Source organism: Streptomyces sp. NPDC001351 (assembly GCF_042896045.1).
Lineage (GTDB): Bacteria > Actinomycetota > Actinomycetes > Streptomycetales > Streptomycetaceae > Streptomyces.
In genome coordinates this window covers 211982-233294 of the sequence record NZ_JBIAWS010000008.1, presented here as the reverse complement: position 1 = coordinate 233294, position 21313 = coordinate 211982, and the positions used below count along the sequence as shown (strand labels likewise).

General features: G+C 70.2%; 16 protein-coding genes and 1 pseudogene. 6 read left to right on the top strand and 11 right to left on the bottom strand.

Annotation, left to right across the window (positions count from 1 at the left end; all coding sequences use genetic code 11):
- Positions 1–16 precede the first annotated feature (16 nt).
- Entirely contained in the window at positions 17–523 is a 507-nt protein-coding gene (locus ACFY1U_RS29135) for a DUF2165 domain-containing protein (protein WP_390697083.1), read from the bottom strand.
- A 284-nt stretch (positions 524–807) separates the two neighbouring features.
- Between ACFY1U_RS29135 and ACFY1U_RS29130 the strand changes: the two genes are divergently transcribed.
- Positions 808–1923, top strand: coding sequence for an ADP-ribosylglycohydrolase family protein (locus tag ACFY1U_RS29130; protein WP_390697082.1), 1116 nt, complete (start codon positions 808–810; stop codon positions 1921–1923).
- Between the two features lie 67 nt (positions 1924–1990).
- On the opposite strand, the gene ACFY1U_RS29125 is transcribed toward ACFY1U_RS29130, so the two are convergent.
- Both ACFY1U_RS29125 and ACFY1U_RS29120 read right to left on the bottom strand, forming a co-directional pair.
- Complete coding sequence (locus ACFY1U_RS29125; protein WP_390697081.1) at positions 1991–3565, bottom strand: sodium:solute symporter family protein; 1575 nt, start codon at positions 3563–3565, stop codon at positions 1991–1993.
- Positions 3566–3715: 150 nt separating this feature from the next.
- Positions 3716–4501: an SDR family oxidoreductase gene (locus ACFY1U_RS29120; RefSeq protein ID WP_390697080.1), complete on the bottom strand. Its 786-nt coding sequence runs from the start codon at positions 4499–4501 to the stop codon at positions 3716–3718.
- Between the two features lie 79 nt (positions 4502–4580).
- Between ACFY1U_RS29120 and ACFY1U_RS29115 the strand changes: the two genes are divergently transcribed.
- The gene (locus ACFY1U_RS29115; protein ID WP_390697079.1) at positions 4581–5420 is read left to right on the top strand and encodes a hypothetical protein; all 840 of its coding nucleotides are present in this window, start codon (positions 4581–4583) and stop codon (positions 5418–5420) included.
- Positions 5421–5557: 137 nt separating this feature from the next.
- Here the strand turns inward: ACFY1U_RS29115 and ACFY1U_RS29110 are convergent, their stop codons facing one another.
- The 3 genes from ACFY1U_RS29110 to ACFY1U_RS29100 form a co-directional block, all read right to left on the bottom strand.
- Complete coding sequence (locus ACFY1U_RS29110) at positions 5558–5749, bottom strand: DUF397 domain-containing protein (protein ID WP_078912651.1); 192 nt, start codon at positions 5747–5749, stop codon at positions 5558–5560.
- Between the two features lie 214 nt (positions 5750–5963).
- Positions 5964–6821, bottom strand: a complete 858-nt coding sequence (locus tag ACFY1U_RS29105; protein WP_030940853.1) for a helix-turn-helix transcriptional regulator — start codon at positions 6819–6821, stop codon at positions 5964–5966.
- A gap of 374 nt (positions 6822–7195) precedes the next feature.
- Positions 7196–7954 (bottom strand): GPP34 family phosphoprotein, encoded by a 759-nt coding sequence (locus ACFY1U_RS29100; protein WP_115907564.1) that lies wholly within the window; start codon positions 7952–7954, stop codon positions 7196–7198.
- Positions 7955–8967: 1013 nt separating this feature from the next.
- Between ACFY1U_RS29100 and ACFY1U_RS29095 the strand changes: the two genes are divergently transcribed.
- Entirely contained in the window at positions 8968–11319 is a 2352-nt protein-coding gene (locus ACFY1U_RS29095; RefSeq protein WP_390697078.1) for a D-alanyl-D-alanine carboxypeptidase, read from the top strand.
- 201 nt (positions 11320–11520) lie between these two features.
- Entirely contained in the window at positions 11521–13416 is a 1896-nt protein-coding gene (locus tag ACFY1U_RS29090) for an MFS transporter (protein WP_390697077.1), read from the top strand.
- Positions 13417–13574: 158 nt separating this feature from the next.
- On the opposite strand, the gene ACFY1U_RS29085 is transcribed toward ACFY1U_RS29090, so the two are convergent.
- Together ACFY1U_RS29085 and ACFY1U_RS29080 are read right to left on the bottom strand one after the other, a co-directional pair.
- Complete coding sequence (locus tag ACFY1U_RS29085) at positions 13575–14441, bottom strand: MerR family transcriptional regulator (RefSeq protein WP_390697076.1); 867 nt, start codon at positions 14439–14441, stop codon at positions 13575–13577.
- A 69-nt stretch (positions 14442–14510) separates the two neighbouring features.
- Complete coding sequence (locus tag ACFY1U_RS29080) at positions 14511–15020, bottom strand: glutathione peroxidase (protein ID WP_390697075.1); 510 nt, start codon at positions 15018–15020, stop codon at positions 14511–14513.
- A 77-nt stretch (positions 15021–15097) separates the two neighbouring features.
- Between ACFY1U_RS29080 and ACFY1U_RS29075 the strand changes: the two are divergent.
- Positions 15098–15571 (top strand): annotated as a pseudogene (locus ACFY1U_RS29075) (MFS transporter); the annotation flags it as partial.
- Here the strand turns inward: ACFY1U_RS29075 and ACFY1U_RS29070 are convergent.
- Positions 15504–16349 (bottom strand): slipin family protein, encoded by an 846-nt coding sequence (locus ACFY1U_RS29070; RefSeq protein ID WP_390697074.1) that lies wholly within the window; start codon positions 16347–16349, stop codon positions 15504–15506. The pseudogene ACFY1U_RS29075 and the gene ACFY1U_RS29070 sit on opposite strands and share 68 nt — an antisense overlap.
- Before the next feature lie 157 nt (positions 16350–16506).
- On the opposite strand from ACFY1U_RS29070, the gene ACFY1U_RS29065 reads away from it, so the two are divergent.
- A complete protein-coding gene (locus ACFY1U_RS29065) occupies positions 16507–17961 on the top strand; it encodes a flavin-containing monooxygenase (RefSeq protein ID WP_390697072.1) in 1455 nt (484 codons plus the stop codon).
- A gap of 100 nt (positions 17962–18061) precedes the next feature.
- Here ACFY1U_RS29065 and ACFY1U_RS29060 read toward each other — a convergent pair whose 3' ends face one another.
- Positions 18062–20986, bottom strand: a complete 2925-nt coding sequence (locus ACFY1U_RS29060) for a M36 family metallopeptidase (RefSeq protein ID WP_390697071.1) — start codon at positions 20984–20986, stop codon at positions 18062–18064.
- 145 nt (positions 20987–21131) lie between these two features.
- Complete coding sequence (locus ACFY1U_RS29055; protein WP_390666490.1) at positions 21132–21311, bottom strand: DUF397 domain-containing protein; 180 nt, start codon at positions 21309–21311, stop codon at positions 21132–21134.
- Between the last annotated feature and the right edge of the window lie 2 nt (positions 21312–21313).

Genomic DNA, 21313 nt, shown 5'->3' with positions numbered 1-21313 from the left:
CAGGGGGATACGACGGTCAGGCGGCGCTGTCCGACTCCCGGAACGGCAGGTGGTTGACGATCAGGACGAACCCGGTGAACACGATCACGCGGGTCGCCGCCTCCAGGCCGTTCCAGGTCTTCGACTGCCACATGGAGAACCACTCACCGCCGATCGCGATGAACCCGGCGCCGAAGAGGAGCAGGAGCATCAGCAGGCCGTATGTGGAGATGCTGCGCGCGCGGGCGTAGTCACGCCGGGCCCAGAGCCAGGTGCCGTATATGAGGACGAGTGCGGCGAGGGTCTCCCAGACGATGATCGCGACGTACGCCGTGTTCTGAAGTCCCTTGCTGGTGATGGCTCTCCACATCAGGTCGTCGTCCTTGAACGTGGTGTCCATGGCCAGCACATGCTGCACGAACGCCTGATTGGTGCCGAAGTCGGTGATGTTGCCGAAGGCCACGAGGGCGATGTAGAGGGCGACACTCGCGGTGAGCAGGGTGGCGGTGAGGTGGAGTGCGCTGCGTGGGGGTGTCGATGCCATGACGGCCATCTTCCCTCACCGGGCGGCGAGTTCGAGATCAATTGAGCCAGCGGGCGGGCTGCGTGAATTCGACATCCTCGGAGGCGCGGATTCATCAGCTTCCCGGCCGTACCACGCCACGACTGTGTATACGTTTGCAATGTCACCTGGTACGGGTGATAACTGACCACTCGCGACCAGCCCTGTCATATCCCGCATACCCCTCCGCCCTCTCAACCGACCGTTCCCGTTCGATTACAGTGCTGAACTGTCATGCGTCGGGCGGAGCCATCGGGGAGGTCTTGGTGAATGCGCCAGCCGGGGCCATATGGGGCCGTGTCGAGCAGCAGGATTTTCGGAGCCGGGTGCGGGGGACGCTGCTCGGGGCCGCCGTGGGAGATGCGCTGGGGGCGCCCGTCGACGGGCTGGATCTCGACGGGATCCGGGAGGCGTACGGGGCCGAGGGCGTCGCGGACTTCGCCTTTGCGTACGGCAGACGCGGTGCCGTCACCCACATCACGCAGCTGACCCTGTTCACCGTCGACGGGCTGATACGGGCGCAGGTGCGCCGCGACACCGGTGCCTGGCATCCGCCGACCGATCTGCACCGGGCGTATCTGCGATGGGCGGCCACCCAGCGTGACTGGGGGCCCGACGAGCGTCGTAAGGAAGACGGCTGGCTGGCACGGGAGGAGTGGCTGTACGCCCGGCGCGACCCGGCGCGTTCGCTGCTGCTCGGGTTCGGGGACGAGCACATGGGGACCCTGGACGCCCCCAAGAGCCCCGCTGAGATCGGACCCGAGGCGACCGCGCGTTCCGCGCCCTTCGGGCTGCTGGTCGGCTGGGAGCCGCAGCTGGTGGCCCAGCTGGCGGTGGAGTGCGCGACCCAGACCCACGGGCATCCGGTGGCCTATCTGTCGGCGGGCGCGTACGCCGTGATCGTGCACGGTCTGGCCCGCGGCGAGACCCTCGACGGCGCCGTACAGCGGGCGCTCGCGCTGCTCGCCGCCCGGCCGGGGCATCAGCCGGTGTCGGACGCGCTGCAGCACGCGCTGGGCGCCGTACGGCAGGGCATGCCCACGCCCGTGCGGGTCGAGGAACTGGCCGGGGACGGGTCGGCGGAGGGCGTGCTGGCCGCCGCCGTGTACTGCGCGCTGGTGGGGGAGGACTTCCGGCACGGGCTCTGCCTCGCCGTGAACCAGGACGGCCCCTCGGGCGCGACGGCCGCCCTCACCGGCGGCCTCCTCGGCGCCCTGCACGGCGAGACGGCCCTCCCCCCGGCCTGGCTGGCCGAACTGGAAGGCCGCCCGACGCTCCTGGAGCTGGCCGACGACTTCGCCATGGAGATGACCCAGGGCCCCGCGCTGCACGGCCCGGCGGGGTCGTCGCCCGGGTGGCTCGCCCGCTATCCGAGGGCCTAGACCTCCTGACGGGCAACGGGGTCGCAGCCCCCCGGCTGCGACCCCGTCACCACGACGACCGCCGGCGCTAGTCCTTCACCGCGGTGCCCACGGCGTCCTCCGCGGGACCTGCCGGGGTGGGGATCGCCGCCGCGGCCGCGCCGTCGTCGTCCGTGTTGATGCGTTCGATGACGGCGAGGCGCTCCGGGGTGTCCTCCGGCTTGAGGTAGCCGATGAGGATGTAGAGGAGCAGGGAGACCGCCAGCGGGATCGAGACCTGGTACTGGAGCGGGACGCCGCCGTGCACGTTCCAGTTGATGGGGTAGTTGACCAGCCAGAAGGCGAGCAGGCCCATGGACCAGCTGGTCAGCGCCGCCGTGGGGCCGGAGCGGCGGAACGGGCGCAGCAGGCCCAGCATCATCGGGATGGCGATCGGGCCCATCAGTCCGGCGACCCACTTGATGACCACCGTGATGATGTCCTTGAAGGTGGCGGAGTTGACCTGTGTCGCCACCGCCATCGACAGGGCGAGGAAGACCACCGTGGTCACCCGCGCCGCGATCAGGCCGGACCGCTGCCCCCACTCCCGGGCCCGCTTGGACAGCACCGGCGCCGCGTCCCGGGTGAAGACGGCCGCGATCGCGTTGGCGTCCGACGAGCACATGGCCATGGTGTGCGAGAAGAACCCGACGATGACCAGTCCCAACAGGCCGTGCGGCAGCAGCTGTTCGGTCATCAGGCCGTAGGAGTCGGAGCCGTCCGGCTTCTGGGCGTGGACCAGCAGCGGCGACATCCACATGGGGAAGAAGAGCACGACCGGCCAGACCAGCCACAGGGCCGCCGACAGCCGCGCCGAGCGCTCCGCCTCGCGGGCGCTGCCCGTCGCCATGTAGCGCTGGGCCTGGTTGAGCATGCCGCCGTTGTACTCGAAGAGCTTGATGAAGAGGAAGGCGAGAAGGAAGACGGTTCCGTACGGGCCGACCAGCGGCTTTCCATGGCCGTGCAGGGCCGGCTCGTCCCAGGCGCCGAAGAGGCCGATGCCCTTGTCGTTCAGTTTCAGTACGACGGCGACGAACATCGAGATGCCTGCCAGCAACTGGATGACGAACTGGCCGAGTTCGGTCAGCGCGTCCGCCCACAGACCGCCGATGGTGCAGTAGACGGCCGTGATCGCGCCGGTGATGAGGATGCCCTGGTTGAGGGTGATGCCCGTGAAGACGGACAGCAGCGTCGCGATCGCCGCCCACTTGGCGCCCACGTCCACGATCTTCAGCAGCATGCCCGACCAGGCCAGCGCCTGCTGGGTCTTCAGGTCGTAACGGTTCTTCAGGTACTCCAGCGGGGAGGCCACATGGAGCCGTGAGCGCAGCCGGTTGATGCGCGGCGCGAACAGTTTCGAGCCGATCGCGATGCCCAGCGCGATCGGGAAGGACCAGGTGACGAAGGAGGTCACACCGTAGGTGTAGGCGATGCCCGCGTAGCCCGTGAACATCACCGCGCTGTAGCCCGACATGTGGTGCGAGATGCCGGACAGCCACCACGGCATCTTCCCGCCGGCCGTGAAGAAGTCGCTGACGTCGTCCACGCGCCTGTGCGACCAGACGCCGATCGCGACCATCACACCGAAGTAGCCGATGAGCACGGCCCAGTCGAGACTGTTCATGTGTCCCCTCCGCAGGGTCCGCCTTGTGAACGGCTCGCTCATCGTGGGCGCGCCAACATGGGCACGACAAGCAAGCGTCAGGTCAAAGGACGGCAAAAATGTTCGTTGTGTTGACCTGTGTTCATGCACATGAACAGACTGTTGTGGCGGTCAGCGCATCAGCTCCCCCGCGTTGACCAGCAGCGACTGCCCCGTGATGGCCCGCGCCCGGTCCGAGGCCAGGAACACCGCGGCGTCCGCCACATCCCCGTCCGTCGCCAGCTCCGGCAGCGCCATCCGCCCGGTCAGCCGCTGCAGTACGTCGGCCTCGGGCACGCCCTCCGTCTGCGCGGTGAACTGGACGTACGCCTGCACCGGCGGTCCCCACATCCAGCCCGGCAGCACCGTGTTGACACGTATATGATGCGGCCCGAGTTCCCGGGCCAGGGAGTACATCGCGCTCGTCAGCGCCCCCTTCGAGGCCGCGTACGCCGCCTGCTTCACCTGGGTGGGGGCCGCCACCGCCGACTGCGTCCCGATGAACACCACCGAGCCGCCGCACGCCTTCAGCGCGGGCAGGCACGCCCGCGTCATACGCAGCGAGCCCAGCAGGTTCACGTCGATCACCTGCTGCCAGCTCACGAAGTCCGCGTCCTGAAGGCCGCCGAAGTAGCCGTCCATCGCGGCCACATGGACGACCGCGTCGATCCGCCCGAACCGCTCCCGCGCGAGCGCCGCCAGCGCCTCGCACTGCGCCTCTTCCCTGATGTCGGTCGCCCGGTACGCCGTGTGCGCCCCGTCCGGATCGATCTCCGCGGCGCTCTTGGCGAGGTTGGCCTCCGTGCGCGCCCCGAGCACCGCGTTGCCGCCGTCGCGCACGACCGCCGCCGCGACCTGGTGACCGAGCCCGGCGCCGACCCCCGACACGACGACGGTCTTGCCCGTGAGCAGTGACATCGGAGCCTCCCGGGTATGGCGGATTACCTGACGGGGCGTCAGAGTATGGGCGACCGGCGGAGGACGGAAGGGGAGCGACATGAGCGAGGAAACCCGCAGCGACGTGTACGCCGAGCTGGCCGCCGTGGGGCCGTACGGAGTCCGCCCCGGCCATGCGCTGATCACCATGGTCGAGCCGCACCCCGGCCACGAGTACGCGTACAACCGCTGGTACGAGGACGACCACTACTACGCCGGCGCGATGGCCATGCCCTGGATGTACGCCGGGCGCCGCTGGGTGGCGACCCGCGACCTCCAACTCCTGCGCTACCCCGAGAAGTCGGCGATCGCCCAGCCGGTCACCGCCGGCTGCTACATCTCCACGTACTGGATCACGGACGGCCGCTACGACGACCACATGCGCTGGACCGTCGCGATCAACAAGCGCCTCAACCGCGATGCCCGGGTCTACCAGGACCGTACGCACGTCTTCACGGCGTTCCAGGACCACGAGGTGACGGTCTACCGGGACGGGGCCGCCGGGCCCCGCGACTTCCATGCCCTCGACCACCCGTACGCGGGCCTGGTCGTGGAGGTGATCGACGCCGAATCGGCCGGGCAGCGGGCCGAGTTGCTGGAGTGGCTGCGCTCCCGCCACCTGCCCAAGCGGGTGGCCGGCTCACCGGCGGCGCTGGTGACCGTCTTCCGTCCGACGCCCCTGCCCGGCGACCGCATGACGTACGTCAAGCAGGTCGAGGGCGTGGAGACCAGGCTGACCCTGCTGTGGTTCCTGGAGGCGGATCCACGGGACTGCTGGGAGGCGTACTTTGCGGACCTGGAGGCGCCGGTGCGGGAGGCGGGGCTGGGCAGGGTGGAGCTGGTGGCGCCCTTCGTCCCGACGGTGCCGGGGACGGACAAGTACGTGGACAGGCTCAGGTAGGCGCGTGGACCTGCGCAGGTTCTGGGCGCAGCCGAGCCCCCTCGGCAAGGACGGCGAGCTGGACGAGAGGGCTCTTCAGGTGCTGCTTGTGAAATTGTGGTGGGCGAACGCAGTCGAGGATCAGCAGATCCTCCCCCCTACGCCTTGATCGAGCCGACGAAGGTGTTCCACGCGTCGGCCGGGAAGGCCAGTACGGGACCCTCGGGGACCTTGGAGTCCCGGACGGCCATGGCCGCGCGGACCGGGGACTTGATCTCGACGCACGCGCCGTTGCCCGTGGAGTACGAGGACTTGGTCCATGTGTCCGTGGCGCCCTGACGAATTGCCATTTTTGCTCCGGAATGCCAGTTGTTGAGTTGCTGTCACCGCACGGCGGATCCGACTCCGAACCCACAGCGCGGTTTGCGCCAACCCTTGGTGTGTGGTGGCGTGATCGACGCTACTCTCCAACCTCGACGTACGAAGTGACCATTCACTCGACCGGGTGGCATATTCCAGATGGGTCTTCCAGTCCGACCCGGGGAAGGTGTACCTTAGGGCGCTTCAGCGCGCGTACTCCTTCGCGATGTCCGCGATGAACTGCCGTGACTGGTCCGGATTCAGGGCCTGGGCGCGCAGGTGCTCGTACATCACGCTGTATTTCTGCACGTCGTTGGCCTTCTCGAGGTACAGGTCGCTGGTGACGCCCTCGATGTAGACCACGCTGGAGTCCGCGGCGTCGGGGAACTCGAGGATCGCGTACTGGCCGTTCAGCCCCGGGTGGGCGCCCATGTCGAAGGGGATCACCTGCACGGTGACGTGCGGCAGTTGGGACTGCTCGACGAGGTACTCCAGCTGGTCGCGCATGAGGGAACGATTGCCCACGACCCGGCGCACCGCCGCCTCGTCCATCACCGTCCACAGCCGGAGCGGGTTCTCCGGGGCGGTGATTCGTTCCTGCCGACGCAGGCGCACCTGTACGCGCTTCTCGACGTCGGTGGCGGCCGTCTCCGGCAGTGCCCCCGCGATCAGCGCCTCCGCGTACTGCCGGGTCTGCAGCAGCCCCGGGACGACCTGGGGGTCGTACACCCGCAGGCTCGCCGCATCCGTCTCCAGCCCGATGTAGACGCTGTACGGAATGTCGCCGAAGGAGTGCCACCATCCTTGCTGGCGGCTGTCCTTGGCCATCTGCATCAGCGAGTCGACGATCCGGTGGTCCTCCACCTCGTACACCCCGCACAGGTCGCGGACGTCGCGCTGGCTGATGCTGCGCCGCCCGTTCTCCAGGCGGCTGATCTTCGACTGCGAGACCAGCAGCCGCTCGGCCACCTCCTCGGCCGTCATGCCCTTGAGCTCGCGGAGCCGGCGCAGCTCCTGGCCCAGCCGGCGTCGCCTGACGGTGGGATTGACATTGGACGCCACGAGACGTGCACCTCCGGCTGCGTGCCTGCACTAGCTGTACTTTGCCACTTTGCGTATCTGCTGTTGAGCAGACTGCCACCAAGGGACTTGGTACCGCTGGGAAACGGCGTATATGCGCTGCACGCACGACAGTTCATGAGTTCACGGGAAAACGGCCGCGCGGGGCGGCGGAACCGTTACGGCACCCGTATGGACGGATGGCGCACGGCCCCGCCGCCCCGCGCGAACCAGCGGCTCCCGTACCGGGTCTCGGGGACTGCCTCTGCAGGCTCGGTGCGGCGCTCGGCGGTGCGTGGTGCAATGCGGTGCGTGGTGCTGCGGTGCAATGCGGTGCGTGGTGCTGCGGTTCGTGCGGCTCGTCGTGGGACTGCGGCTCAGTGGGCCACGACGCGCGCCATGGAACCGCGGCGCGGCTGCATCGGAACGCCACGAGCGGGTTCCGGTGCGGACCTGACCGGTCCGGCGGCGGCCTGACGGCCGGCCGGGGCCGGGTTACGGCGTGGTTGTGCACCCACGCCGTTCTGGACGTCCATCACGGCGTGCGCGACGAGACCGCCCATGGGGTCGTGCCTGATCAGATCCCGCAACCGGGACCGAGAGGACCGCCCCTCGTTCCCCGGATACAGGTGCTTGCCGAGGCCGACCGCGTGTGCCAGTGCGGCGAGTGCTGCGGTCCGCGGGTCCGGCGGTACGCCGGTGCGGATCGCGGAGTCCAGTCGGGACCTGATCTCCCGGCTGATCTCGGTGTCCGTCGCCTGGTAGCGAGTCGTCGGCAGCACTCCGCACATCTGGCCCGCCACGGCATGCACCATGCCGCACCGCTCCAGATGCGAGAGATAGGTCTGGCGCAGCCCCAGCCGGGGCCCGCCAATCCAGTTCACTGCACGTACCGGAGCGCCACGCCTGCGCAGCAACTCCAACGCACAGTCCAATGTTGGATCTCCAGTCGGCCGTGGGGCTACCACGGCGATACGATCCCCGTCTGGGGCTATCCGTCCGGCCAGCGCCAGCTCCACTAGCTGTGCTCCGGCCAGACCGAGGTCGAGCGACTGCGGCTGTGCGGTGGTACCCGTGGCCGGGTCCAACGCCAGCAGCAGAAGCTCCTCCGGAAGTGTTCTGCGGCTCCTGCCCATCCATGCCTCCCCGCGTGGATGAAAGACAGGGTGACCCCTCTCACATTGGTCTGTCGAGGGTGCGTGACCTGTTTGTGAGGGAACCGGTAGGTATGTCGTTCTCGTCTACCGCAGGGGTTAAGCCCGCACACAGGACACTGGTACATGGTTCGGACAGCGTGTTTGAGCGGTGTCGCGGGCGGCGGTTCACGGTTCGGTAGGTCGCACGGAGGGCGTGCGGCATGGAGGAGGCATCGGTGGCGGGCGAGTCCCCCGACAGGTCGAAGCAGCGCGAGTCGTCGGCAGAACCGACGTCGGGGAACACGGGCCCGGTTCCCGAGCCCGCCCGCGATCCCCGTCTCTCGGTGGCCCGGGAGAGCGGTTCCGCGTCCGGCTCCTCCGATACGTCCGAGGCGCGCGGCGGCGTGGACACGGCGACACGGGTGTTCTCGGTACGGGATCTGAAGACCACGGCGGAGGAGGCCGGGGGCACTGCGGCTGCGGAGCCAGAGGCCGACAAGACCGTGGCTGAGGAGCCGGAGGCCGGGGAGGTCGCGGCTGAGGAGTCTCGGGCCGGGGGTCTCGGCGTCGGGGAGCCCGGGCCTGGAAAGCCTCGGGCCGGGGAGTCCGCGGCTGAGGAGCCCGGGACTGCGGAGGCTGTGTCTGAAGGGCCTGAGGCCGAGAAGACCGTGGCTGAGGAGCCGGAGGCCGGGAAGATCGCGGCCGAGGATTCTCAAGCCGGGGGGCTCGGCGCCGGGGAGCCCGGGCCTGGGAAGCCTCGGGCCGGGGTGGCCGCGGACGGGGAGGCCACGGCCGAGGAGCCCGTGACTGCGGAGGCCGAGGCCGGGAAGGCTGTGTCTGAAGGGCCTGAGGCCGAGAAGACCGTGGCTGAGGAGCCGGAGGCCGGGGAGGTCGCGGCCAAGGAGTCTCGAGCCGGGGGTCTCGGCGTCGGGGAGCCCGGGCCTGGAAAGCCTCGGGCCGGGGTGGCCGCGGCCGAGGAGCCCGGGACTGCGGAGGCCGAGGCCGGGAAGGCTGTGGCTGAAGGGCCTGAGGCCGAGAAGGCCGCGGCCGAGGAGCCCGTGACTGTGAAGGCGGAAGCCGAGAAGCCTGTGGCCGGAGCCGGAGCCGCGGCTGAGGGGACCGCGGTTGCGGAGTCCGGGACTTCGGAGGCGGAGGACTCCGACGCCGAGGACGCGGTGGCCGATGGTGCCGATGTCGCTTCTGCGGGCGAGGGTTCGGCCGACGACGTCGCTGCGACCGAGGGCGACGAGGGCGGAGACGCCCGGCTCCGGGCCGCTGTGGCGGCGTGGGTCCGCTCCGGGGACTCCAAGGACTCCGAGGAGCCCGAGAACGCGGAGACGGCCGCTGAGGCCGACGAGGACGGTGCCGAGGAGGCGGAAGCGGAAGCAGGGCCCGACGCCGACAGCGATGTCGAGGACAAGGCTCCTGCCGACTCCCGCGAGGCGGAAGCGGAAGAGGGACCGGAGGACGCTGTACCCCAGCCCCAGCCTCAGCCCGAGGCAGACGCCGTCGCCGAAACGGACGGCGATGCCCAAACGGCTGCCGACGCTGAGACGGGCGACGAGCCCGAAGGGGCCGACGACTCCGGCGTCGGCAACGGGTCCGGGACGGAAGGTGCTTCCGAAGCGGGCGATGGTTCCGAGACGGGCGGCGGATCCGAGACTCGCGGCGCAGGCGGAGCCGGTGGCGAATCCGAAGCCGGTGGTGAAGCCGTTGCCGTCCGTGGGCCCGCGGCCGCCGACGGTGAGGAAGGACCGAAGGGGCTACCCGCACCCGACGACGAAAGTGGTACGGGTGGTGCGGGTGGGAGCACCGAGACCGAAGGCGAAGCCGAGGCCGAGGCCGAGGACAAGCCCGTCGACCAGCCGACCGCCATCTTCAAGCGCCCCAAGCCCCAGGTCGACCAGCCCACCACCATGCTCAAGCTGGGCGGCGCCAAGACCCCGGAGCCGTCCGAAGCCGAGCGCACCAGCAAGTTCGTAGCGCTCAAGCCCCTGGACGAGCCCCGCACACCCCGCAGGCCCGCGGACGCGACCGCGCCCGTCCCCCAGGTCGGCCCCGAGCGCACCGCCCAGCAGCCGCTGCCCCCGAAGCCGCCGCTGGACCTGCTGGCCGAGCTGACCAACACCCCGCCACCGCCGCAGACCCCCGTCCGCACGATCATCCGCAGGGTCAAGATCTGGACCCCGCTGGTCCTGCTCCTCGCGATCATCTTTGCGATCGTGCAGGCCGTGCGACCGCTGCCCACCCCCACCCTCGCGCTCACCGCCGACGACTCGTACACCTTCGCCGGCACCAAGGCCGGCCTCCCCTGGCCGAACGAGGGCCAGGGCTGGCTCGACGTCGAGGGCATCGGCACGATGGGGAACTTCGGCAAGCAGACCCCCGTCCCGATCGGCTCCGTGGCCAAGGCCATGACCGCGTACATCGTCCTCAAGGACCACCCGCTCAAGCAGGGCGAGGAGGGCAAGAAGATCACGGTCGACGCGCTGGCGGAGAAGGAGGGCGGCTACTACAAGCAGCACGAGTCCACCCTCAACACCGTCAAGGAGGGGGATGTCCTCACCGAGAAGCAGGCGCTGTCGGCCATCATGATCCCGTCGGCCAACAACATCGCGCGCCTGCTGGCCCGTTGGGACATGGGCTCCGAGGCGTCGTTCATCAAGAGGATGAACGACACCGCCAAGGAACTCGGCATGAAGAACACGACCTACACCGACGCCTCCGGCCTCAAGGAGTCCACCGTCTCCACCGCCGAGGACCAGGTGAAGCTCGGAAACGAGCTGGTGAAGATCCCGGCCCTGATGGACATCACGAAGCTGCCCTACTGGGTCGACCCGTCCGGCCACAAGTGGAAGAACTACAACGATCTGGTCCCCTACAACGGCGCCATCGGCATCAAGACGGGCACGACCACCAAGGCCGGCGGCAATCTCCTCTTCGCCGCCACCAAGGAGGTCGACGGCGAGACGGTCACCGTGGTCGGCGCGATCCTCGACCAGCAGACGGCGCCGATCATCGACACCGTCGTCCACGCCAGCAAGACGGCGATGCTCGCCGCCCGGGATGCGCTGACCTCGACGAAGATACTCAAGAAGGGCGACGTCGTCGGGTACGTGGACGACCAGCTCGGAGGCCACACGCCGATCGTGCTCACCAAGGACGTCGCCGCCGTCGGCTGGGCGGGCCTGAAGGTGAAGCTGTCCTTCGACTCCGATGACATCCCGCACACCGCGAAGGCCGGCACCCAGGTGGGCACCCTCACCGTGGGCGACGGCACGAGCGGCGCGGTCAAGGTCCCGGTGGCGCTGCAGAAGGACCTCACGGAACCCGGCTTCACGGCGAAGCTCAAGCGCCTCGGCTGACAGCGGCCGCGGCTGCCCTCGCACCCCGTCGGCGGGCCCACCAGGGAGCCCTCCGGCGGGGTGCGTGCTAGCGTCACGAAACGGGGCAGGCCGCCGCTCACGGGACGCGACCGGGAAATCCCCGGGGACGCAGCCGCGAACCAGCGGACAACGGGACGCGTCCCAGAACAGAAGACGGGACACCACGGGGAGTGCCTTCAGGTGGCCACTGCGGAGCCGACACACGCCGACGACGCCGATCCGGGCCCGGGAAACGGCCCGCGAATACGCGTGCCCGCACCGCGCGCGGAGGACATGCGCGGCATGCACGGAACTGACACCGCCCGCGCGCAGCTGAGCGAGCGGGCGAGCAGCGACAGGACATCACGCGCGCAGGCCGCCTTCCTCGCCCTGCGCGAGCGGATGCTGCGCCACCCGGTGCTCTCCCTCACCGCCCTGTCCGGCGTACTCCACATCGTCTGGTTCTTCACCTTCGCGAACAGTGGCGGCGATCTTGCGGCGCAGGACGCATGGGCCGAGTTCGTCGGCCGGCACCCCGACTCGGCGTACAACCTCGCCTGGTACGGCGGTATGCACCCGGTGTCGTACAGCGTGGTCTCGCCGTATCTGATGTCGGTCCTCGGTGTCCGTACGACGATGATGATCGCCGGGACGGTCTCGGCCGGTCTGCTGACGATGATCCTCATCCGCAGCCGGAGCGTGAAGAACCCGCTGTGGGCGTCGCTGGCGGGACTTTTCGCGTTCCTGTGCAACGCGGTCTCGGGCCGGGTGACCTTCGGCCTCGGCACGATGTTCGCGCTGGGCGCGGTCGCCACCGTCTTCTGCTGGCCGTACAAGTGGCGCTACAAGCGGTGGGCGAAGGCCCTGTGCACGGCCCCGCTGGCCGCGCTGGCGACGATGTCCTCACCGGTCGCGGGCCTGTTCGTCGGGCTGGTCGCCGTCGCTCTGTTCCTGCAGAAACGCCGTCCCGGCGCCTGGGCCCTCGGGCTCACCCCGGCCGCGGTGGTGGCCGTGTCGGCCTGGCTGTTCCCCTTCTCCGGCACCCAGCCGATGACGATCTGGTCGGTGATCCTGCCGTTCCTGTGCGCCGTCCTCGCCTTCGTGCTCGTCCCGAAGGAGTGGACGACGGTCCGCCTGACGTCCGCGGTGTACGGCCTCTCGGTCGTCGCGGTCTGGGTGGTCAGCTCGCAGATCGGCTCCAACATCACCCGCCTGGCGATGCTGTTCGCCGGTGTGGTGCTGGTCGCGGCGCTCCCCTTCACGGTCCCGCGCTCGCGCAAGTGGTACGTCACCGTGCTCGCGTTCGCCGGATTCGTCATGTGGATCGGCGTCAAGTCGGTGGACGACATCATCCACACCCACCCCGCCGCGTCCTGGGCGCGCGAGCTGGCCCCCTTGGTGAACGAATTGCAGGGCGTCGGCGCCGAGAAGGGCCGCGTCGAGGTCGTCCCGGCCCGCTCCCACCGCGAGGCCTCCGCCCTCGCCCCCTACGTCAACCTGGCCCGCGGCTGGAACCGCCAGGCGGACATGGAGCGCAACCCCCTCTTCTACGACGACACCCTCAACTCGGCGAACTATCACGAATGGCTGCAGCGCTGGGCCGTCCACTTCGTCGTGCTGCCCAAGGGCGAGCCGGACGGCGACGGCGGCGAGCGCGAGCGGGAGCTCGTTCAGCGGGGCATGCCGTATCTGAAGCAGATCTGGGGCGACGCCAACTGGCAGCTGTTCCGCGTCACCGACCCCACCCCGCTCGCCGACCCGCCCGCCACCGTCGACCGGGCGGCCCAGGGCGAGCTGACCATCGAGGTCAAGAAGCCCGGCCGCGTCCTGATCCGCGTCCCCTACTCCCCGTGGCTCGGCCTGGTCGACACCAAGGGCAAGGGCGTCAAGCCCCCGCAGGAGACGTACGCCTCGAAGCACCGCGCGGACGGCACGCCCAAGTCGTACGACAACGTCAACGGCTGTCTGATGGAGACGCAGGAGGACGACAAGGGCGACAAGTGGACCCTCCTGCTGGCCCCGAAGGCGGGAACCTACCGGCTCGGTGCGCCGTACCAGCTGCCGCGCGGCACCCCCTGTCCGGACGAGCTCAAATAGAGCCCGTCCAGCGCTGGAAATTTCAGCCCGTCCGGCGTTTGAGGACGAGGCCGTCAGGCCGAAGGGGGGTCTGGGGGCGCAGCCCCCAGGGACGGGAAGGGAAGGGCGGCGGGGGCGAGGAAACCCGACGCCGACCCCGGCCCCGACACCGACACCGTTCACTTCACCGGAAACGCCACATCACACACCGCGTCCTCCGGCCCCGCCGCAGCCCAGTCCGCGAAGTACACCTCCCGGCACGGCCCCGCCTGCTCAAGCCCCTGCCCCGCGATCCACTGCTCCACCGCCTCGAAGGCGGCCCCGATCTGCGGGGCGGCCACCTGCGCCTTGGTGATCCGGGTGTACGCCAGCCGAGCCGCCGGCTCGACGCGCACCCGGGTCTCCCAGGCCCGCCCGTGCCGCTCCGCCCACTCCCGTGCCGCAGCCGCGTCCGCGACCGGCACACAGGTCTCGGCCGGCCCGTCGCTCTCCATGGACACCTCGGAGTGGTAGACGACATAGGGCGCCGCCGCGACACCCCCGCACTCGTCCGCCACCGGCAGCAGACGGTCCAGCGACGCGTCGATCCACGCCGGCAACTCGTCCTGCAGCGTGTGCCGGGACTGGGTGATCACCACCTGCTCGGGCACATCCACCGTCTCGACCACGAACTTCCCGTACATCTCGGAGCTCCTCCCCGACAGTCGTCCACGGAGGTACTCGACGAGCGTCCGCTGCCCCGCGATCCGCGCCTCGACGTCCGCCCAGTAGGCGGTGAGCCGGTCGGCGGCCTCGGTGTCGCCCGCCTCCACCACCTCGGCGATTCGGGCGAGCGGCATGTCGAGCTGCCGCAGCAGGGCCACAAGGCGGGCCCGTTCCACCTGGTCGGCGCGGTAGTAGCGGTAGCCGCTGAGCTCGTCGACGTGCGCGGGTGCGAGCAGGCCGAGGCGGTCGTAGAGCCGTAGTGCCTTGGCCGACAGGCGCGCCCGGGTCGCGAACGCGCCGATGGTGAGCAGTTCCTCGTCCACCTGAGCATCCTCCGTCACCGGACGGGTCCTTTCCGCCCGGTGGCAGGAACGCTCGCCCTTGCCCCAGGGGCAAGGTCAACAACCGGGCTAGGCGAGGGCGCTCTCCACCGCCGCCACGACCTCCGGCGCCTCCGGCTCGGTCCGCGGGGAGAAGCGGGCGACGACCTTGCCGTCCCGGCCGATCAGGAACTTCTCGAAGTTCCAGCGGATGTCACCGCTGTGGCCCTCGGCGTCGGCGAAGCCGGTCAGGCGGTCGTAGAGGGGGTGCCGGTTCTCGCCGTTCACCTCGACCTTCTCGGTCAGCGGGAAGGTCACGCCGTATGTCGCCGAGCAGAACTCGGCGATCTCCTCGGCGCTGCCCGGCTCCTGCCCGAGGAACTGGTTGCAGGGCACGCCGAGGACCGTGAAGCCCTGCTCGGCGTAGCGCTCGTGGAGGCGCTCGAGCCCGGTGTACTGCGGGGTCAGCCCGCACTTGGAGGCCACGTTCACCACGAGCACGGCCTTGCCCGCGTACTGGGAGAGGTCGGCGGAGCCACCCTTGAGGGCGCCGATCTCCACGTCGAGGGGAGCGGCGCCGTTGCTGTCTGCAGTCGTCATAAGCGGATGCTAACTCCGGTACGTGTCGTCCCGGTTCTGGGCCTCCACCAGAACCCCACCGGCCGCCGTCCGTGCACGCGGCCGGCGCGCTGTTCGCCTGCGGGGCGCTGGGCATGTTCGCCGGGGACGTGACCGTCGGCCGCCTCGTACCGGCCGCGCTGCGCCCCCGGCTGGCCACCCCGCTGCTCCTCCTGCTGGCCACGCCGCACCTGCTCTTCGCCCTGCACCCCGCACTGCCCTGGTCGGCCGCCCTCGCCGTGATCGCCTCCGCCGGCTTCGGCGCGAGCCTCGTCCAGCAGGAACGCCTGATGGCCCTCACCCCGGACGAACTGAGCGGCCACGCCCTGGGCTTGCACTCGGCGGGAATGCTCACCATGCAGGGCGTGGCCGCGGCCCTGGCGGGTTCGGTGGCCCAGCTCACCTCGCCCGCCACGGCGATGACCGTCATGGCGCTCGCGTCGGTCTGTGTGACCCTCGCGCTGGCTACGGCCGGTGCTCGACGCGCGGATCCTGAGCCGGCACCGGCGCTGCAGGAGCTGCAGGAGCCGTAGGAGCGGCCCCGGACCCGAAGTGCTGGGCCGCCTTGTCGAAGTACCTGAGCAGCTCCACCGGGAACGGCATCACGAGCGTCGAGTTCTTCTCGGCCGCGACCTCCACGACCGTCTGCAGAAGGCGCAGCTGCATCGCCTCGGGAGTGTCCGACATGATCCGCGAGGCGTTGGCGAGCTGCTGGGCGGCCTGGAACTCGCCGTCCGCCGTGATGACGCGGGCCCGCCGCTCGCGCTCCGCCTCGGCCTGCCGGGACATGGACCGCTTGAGCGACTCCGGCAGCTGTACGTCCTTGATCTCCACGCGGTCGATGTGGACGCCCCAGCCCGCGGCCGGGCTGTCGATCATCAGGGCGAGCCCCTCGTGCAGCCGCTCGCGGTCGGACAGCAGGTCGTCGAGGTCGCTCTTGCCGATGATGGAACGCAGCGACGACTGGGCGACCTGGCCGACGGCGAACACGTAGTCCTGGACCTCGATGGCGGCCCGCAGCGGATCGGTCACCCGGAAGTAGACGACCGCGTCGACCTTCACCGAGACGTTGTCCTTGGTGATGCCCTCCTGGGTCGGCACCGGCATGGTGACCACCTGGGTGTTCACCTTCCGCATCCGGTCGACGAACGGAATCAGGAACGTCACGCCCGGCTGCCGGTACGACGGCAGCGCCTTGCCCATCCGGAACACGACCCCGCGCTCGACCTGGTTGACCACCCGCATACCGCTGCGCAGCACGAGCAGGGCCGCCACGGCGACCAGTACGACCGCTACCACAGTGCCTTCCATGGCACTCCATTCCTCGAAAGGATTCCCCGTAAGGATGAAGACAAGGAAGTAGACACCGGACGGAGTTGGCCGGATGCGCTCGCACGCGTCAGGAGATCGTCAAGAAAACGATCCTGCACACGGTCCTGCCCCCGGCCCCGCACCGAGGGTCCTCGTCGTGGGCGCCGGCTTCGGGGGGATCGCCGTCGCCGCCGAGCTCCTGCGGCACGGCCTCGACGACGTGACCCTGCTGGAGGCGGCACCGCAGCTGGGCGGCACCTGGCACCACAACCGCTACCCGGGCGCCGCCTGCGACGTGCCGAGCCACCTGTACTCGTACTCCTTCGCCCAACGCGCCTCCTGGGCCCATGTGTTCTCCCACCAGGACGAGATCCTCGGGTACGCCCAGGAGACCGCGGACGCGCTCGGGATCACCCCGCAGATCGTCACGGACACGACGGTGACCTCGTGCACCTGGGACGACGGCACGCGTACCTGGACCGTGCGCAGCCGTCGTACGGGATCCGACGGGCCGGAGGAGGAGAGGGTCGCCGATGCCGTCGTGCTCGCCACCGGGCAGCTCGACAAGCCCGCCTTCCCGGCCGTGGAGGGGCTGTCCGAGTTCGCCGGGCACAGCTTCCACTCCGCCCGCTGGGACCACGACTACGACGTGCGGGGCAAGCGGGTGGCGGTCATCGGGACGGGCGCGAGCGCAACCCAGCTGGTTCCCGAAATCGCTCCTCTGGTCGCCCACTTGACGGTGTTCCAGCGCACGGGGAACTGGTTCCTGCCACGCCGGGACCGGCGCATGCCGGCGGCCCTGAACCGCGCGATGCGATGGCCCTGGGCGCGCCGCGCCTGGCGGCGGCTCCTCCACCACGGCATCGAGCTGCTCACCCTCTGCATCCGCCACCCGCGCACCTTCGGCCGGATCGGCGCGCTGCTCTCCGCCGCCCATATGCGCCGCCAGCTGCCCGATCCCGAACTGCGCCGCAGGGCCTGGCCCGACTACCCCTTCGGCTGCAAACGCGTCCTGCTCAGCTCCGACTTCCTGCCCGCACTGCGCCGTCCGAACGTGGAGCTGGTGACGGACCGGATCGCCCGTATGACCCCCGAGGGCCCGGTGACGGAGGACGGCCGGCTCCACGAGGTCGACTGCGTGATCCACGCGACCGGCTTCCGTACGAACACCTTCATGCTGCCGATGGAGGTGCGGGGCGCGGGCGGCCGCTCGATCGGGGAGGTGTGGGCGGACGGAGCCCGCGCGCATCTGGGCATCATGGTCCCCGGCTTCCCTTCCCTGTTCCTCATGTACGGCCCGAACACCAACACCTCCGGCGGCTCCATCCTGTTCTTCCTGGAGGCCCAGGCCGCCTACGTCCGCCGGGCGCTGGAGCTGGTGCGTCGCGCTGGAGCGGCGGCGCTGGACGTGCGGCCCGAGGTCGAGAAGGCGGGGCTGCGGGACCTGCGGGCACGGTTCCGGGGCACGGCCTGGCAGTCCTGCTCCTCGTGGTACCGCACACCGGACGGCCGCAATGTCGCCAACTGGCCCGGCTATATGCGGGAGTACGCGGCACGGACGCGCCGGGTGACGCCCGCGGACTTCCGTTTCCTTCCGTCCCGGGAGCGATGAACCCACTGGCGCGCGGCCCGCTTGCGTGCCGGCGCCGAAACGCCCGAGGGCGGCGTCCCGTCTCCGGTACGCCGCCCTCGGGTGTCGGTGCCCGGTCCGGTCAGCTCCGGTGGGCGGAGCCGTGGACCAGGAGCTCCGTCACGTCCATGAAGCTGCAGCCCGAGGGGCTCGGGTCCGTCGCGCACTTGGCGCCGTTGTCGGCGGCCTGGTTGCCGAGCATGGTCAGACGGACGTAGCGGACGTTCTGCCCGGTGCCGGCCTTGAGGGGCACGGCGTTCTCCCGGCCGGTGTCGGCGGGCTTGAAGTGGCCCTCGGCGGCGGTGACCCAGGTGGTGCCGTCCGTCGAGGTCTCGACCCGGTAGTCGCCGAGGGAGGCCGTCTTGTCGTCGCCGCAGCCCGACGTCGGGTCGATGCGCAGTTCGGTGACGTCGACGGCCGAGGGCAGCTTGACGGTGTTGTCCACCGGGTCCACCCCGGTGCCGTTGCTGCCGCCCTTGGCGTCCGAGCCCCAGACGGTGCCCGACATGTCGATCAGGCCGTTCGGTCCGCAGCCGAAGTCGGTGTTGTCGGGCCCGGTGAACTCCGTGACCGTGGCGCCGCCGGAAGCGGCGGCCCAGTCGCGGCGCAGCGACCAGTCGGCGCCGCTCCCGGAACCGACGGAGACCGTGCGGATCTGCGGCTCGTAGCCGCTGCCGCTCGCGTACACCTTCCGGTACGTGCCCTTGGGGACGTTGTGGATCGTGTACGTGCCGTCCGCCCTGGTCACGGCGGAGAAGTCGGCGCCGGGGAACCCGGAGGCATGGCCGCTGATGCTGACGCCGACCCCGCCGACGGGGGCGCCGGACGCGTCGTCGGTGACCTTGCCGGTGAGGGTGGTCACCGGGGTGTGCGGGCCGGGCGGCAGCGAGAAGTCCTCGTCGGGCTTGGTGTCGTCGGCGCTCAGCGCGGCGGCGAAGTAGCCCATGCCGCGGTGCGCGAACACCTTCCAGATGAGGGCGTGGGCCCGGCCGCGGTTGACCACGGTGTCGGCCTGCAGGATGGCGTTGCGCTGGTCGAGGAAGGTGGGGTTCGCGGGCGACAGCTCCATCGCGCGGGTCAGCAGCGACTCGGTGAGCCTGCTGCCGAGCCGGTTCCGCAGGTCCCAGAGCGTCTCGCTCCAGATCTCGCCGTCGGCGTGCACCTCGGGGCCGCGGCGCGAGATCTTCCCGTAGTCGCCGTAGGTGTACCCGCCCTTGCCCGCGGCCGCCGTGCCGGGGCACTTGGCGGAGGTGGAGCCGACCGGGCAGTCCAACGGCTGGGAGCGGGACGGCAGTTCATCGGTCCAGTGCGGCGGGTCGAGGGCCACCTCACCGTCGACGTGCCGGTTGTCCTTCAGCAGCCCCTCGGTGTTGAGGAAGTCGAGCGCGTACCAGTCGCTCCACGCCTCGCCCATCGCGCCGCCCTGCTGGCCGGTGAGGGCCGAGACCCCCGCCGCGTCGACGACGAGCCGGTTGGACAGACCGTGCGTGTACTCGTGGTAGACGGTGGCGGCGTCGTCCCCCCAGTTGCCCTGCAGCACCGTGTAGCCGGGCCCGGAGCCGGTCAGGTACATCTGCATCGTGGGCGCCTGCCCGTCCGGCGGCGTCCCCATGTTGGCGTTGTTCAGGTGGTTCTCGTCGGGCAGCCCGTGGTCGACGGCGGCGCCGTCGTCGGTCTGCGCGTCCACGGCGTCGCCGTCCCGGCCGTCGAAGTTGCCCGCGGCCCGGGTGAAGCCGATCGGGCCGGCCTCCAGGTGGTCGTGGTAGGTGCCGAGGTAGTAGTAGACCTGCGCGGCGTTCTGCTCGCGGTTGGTCTTCCAGGAGTACGGCGTCTTCTGGTCCCAGGAGCAGGGCAGCGGGACGTCGCAGCCGGGACCGGTGACCGGCTTGAACGGGAAGGAGAACGTCCCGTCGGCCGCCGGGGTGATCTCCTCGCCCGCGTCCACCTTGTTGTTGTCGTCGACGTCGCTGAAGACGTGCGCGATACGGCCGTCGAGCGTCTTGGCGCCGGCGGGGAGCCAGCCGTGCGTGGTGAGGTGGCGGGTGTGCTGCTTGCCGCCCTTGGGGGCGCCGGGGTAGCGGTCCCAGACGAGGACCTTGCCGGTGCGCAGGGGCGTGGCCGCCGAGGGGGACAGGGGCTGACCGGAGGAGGGCGCCGTCCCGGTCGCCGCCGACAGGTCGTCGGAAAGGCTCTGCCGGTACAGCACCCTGCCTGTCGCCGCGTCGACGACATGCAGCCACATGCCGTGGCCGTCCGGCACGGTGACCGTCTGCCAGGCCCGCCGGGCGGTACCTCCCGGCGCCGTGTAGACGACCTGCTTGGCGGTGTCCTGCTTGCCGACGCCGTCGGCCTCGGCACCGGCGATGTCACGCACCGCGGTGCGCCTGGCCTGCGTCGACGTGATGCGGCCGGGGGCCAGCTGCGAGGGCAGCTTCGGCACCGGGGAGCCGAGCACACTGATCAGCCGCCCGTCGCGGGAGACGTTCGCCTTGACGCCGTTGCCGAACACGGAGACGCCGTCGACCGACTGGACGAACGACAGATGGCGGACCCCGGCGACGTCGGTGTACTCCTTGCGCAGGGTCAGATCGCCGACCTGACCGGCGGAGAGACCGAAGACATCGGGATGGTCCCGCAGATACTGCCGGACGATGTCCTCCGGACCCTTGTCGCTGCGGGCTGTCAGATACCCGTCGAGCTTGGCCACCTGCCGTGCCGTGCCGGTGGCCGGGTCCAGTTCGAGCACGCCCTGAACCCCGAGCTGTTCGCGCAACTGCCGTACGCCGGGCCGATTTTCGGCCTTCGCGAGCCGGGCGTCGCGGCGCACCAGCGTCTGCTGCGACGGTACCGGCGGCGTGGCGGACGGTGTCGGCGACGGACCGTCGGCCGCCGGGCCGCCCGGGACCGCGTTCGCGGCGCCGGGCACAAAAGCGACGGCCAGCGTGAGGCCGGCCGCCGCGGTGAGTATGGTCGCGCGTCTCGCACGCGAGGAGGAGGCTCTCGCCATTTTCAACGCCTCGTGGGGGGTGAGGGGTCCAACGGCCGTGGTCTGCGGCCGAGTTGTACGCCTCGTACCCTTTCAAGGCTGCCTGCGCGACAGAAGACCTCAAAGATCAAGTGTCACAGACGTCACACAGTGAGGGCTGTCCGGATCAGTTGGTGGCCAACGATGCGGTGAAGTCCGTCCATGCCTTGGGGGGCAGGCGGAGTATCGGGCCGTCGGGTGTCTTGGAGTCGCGGACTGCGACGGTGGCGGGGATGTTGCGGGCGACTTCGACGCATTCCTGGCCGGGTTGACTGTAGCTGGACTTCACGAAGGCGAACTCGGGCATGG

Bases quoted from the DNA above. Each gene is read 5' to 3' on its own strand.
- ACFY1U_RS29135 (WP_390697083.1), bottom strand. From the start codon at position 523: ATGGCATCGACACCCCCACGCAGCGCACTCCACCTCACCGCCACCCTG.
- ACFY1U_RS29125 (WP_390697081.1), bottom strand. From the start codon at position 3,565: ATGAACAGTCTCGACTGGGCCGTGCTCATCGGCTACTTCGGTGTGATG.
- ACFY1U_RS29120 (WP_390697080.1), bottom strand. From the start codon at position 4,501: ATGTCACTGCTCACGGGCAAGACCGTCGTCGTGTCGGGGGTCGGCGCC.
- ACFY1U_RS29115 (WP_390697079.1), top strand. From the start codon at position 4,581: ATGAGCGAGGAAACCCGCAGCGACGTGTACGCCGAGCTGGCCGCCGTG.
- ACFY1U_RS29110 (WP_078912651.1), bottom strand. From the start codon at position 5,749: ATGGCAATTCGTCAGGGCGCCACGGACACATGGACCAAGTCCTCGTAC.
- ACFY1U_RS29100 (WP_115907564.1), bottom strand. From the start codon at position 7,954: ATGGGCAGGAGCCGCAGAACACTTCCGGAGGAGCTTCTGCTGCTGGCG.
- ACFY1U_RS29080 (WP_390697075.1), bottom strand. From the start codon at position 15,020: ATGACGACTGCAGACAGCAACGGCGCCGCTCCCCTCGACGTGGAGATC.
- ACFY1U_RS29070 (WP_390697074.1), bottom strand. From the start codon at position 16,349: ATGGAAGGCACTGTGGTAGCGGTCGTACTGGTCGCCGTGGCGGCCCTG.
- ACFY1U_RS29060 (WP_390697071.1), bottom strand. From the start codon at position 20,986: ATGGCGAGAGCCTCCTCCTCGCGTGCGAGACGCGCGACCATACTCACC.
- ACFY1U_RS29055 (WP_390666490.1), bottom strand. From the start codon at position 21,311: ATGCCCGAGTTCGCCTTCGTGAAGTCCAGCTACAGTCAACCCGGCCAG.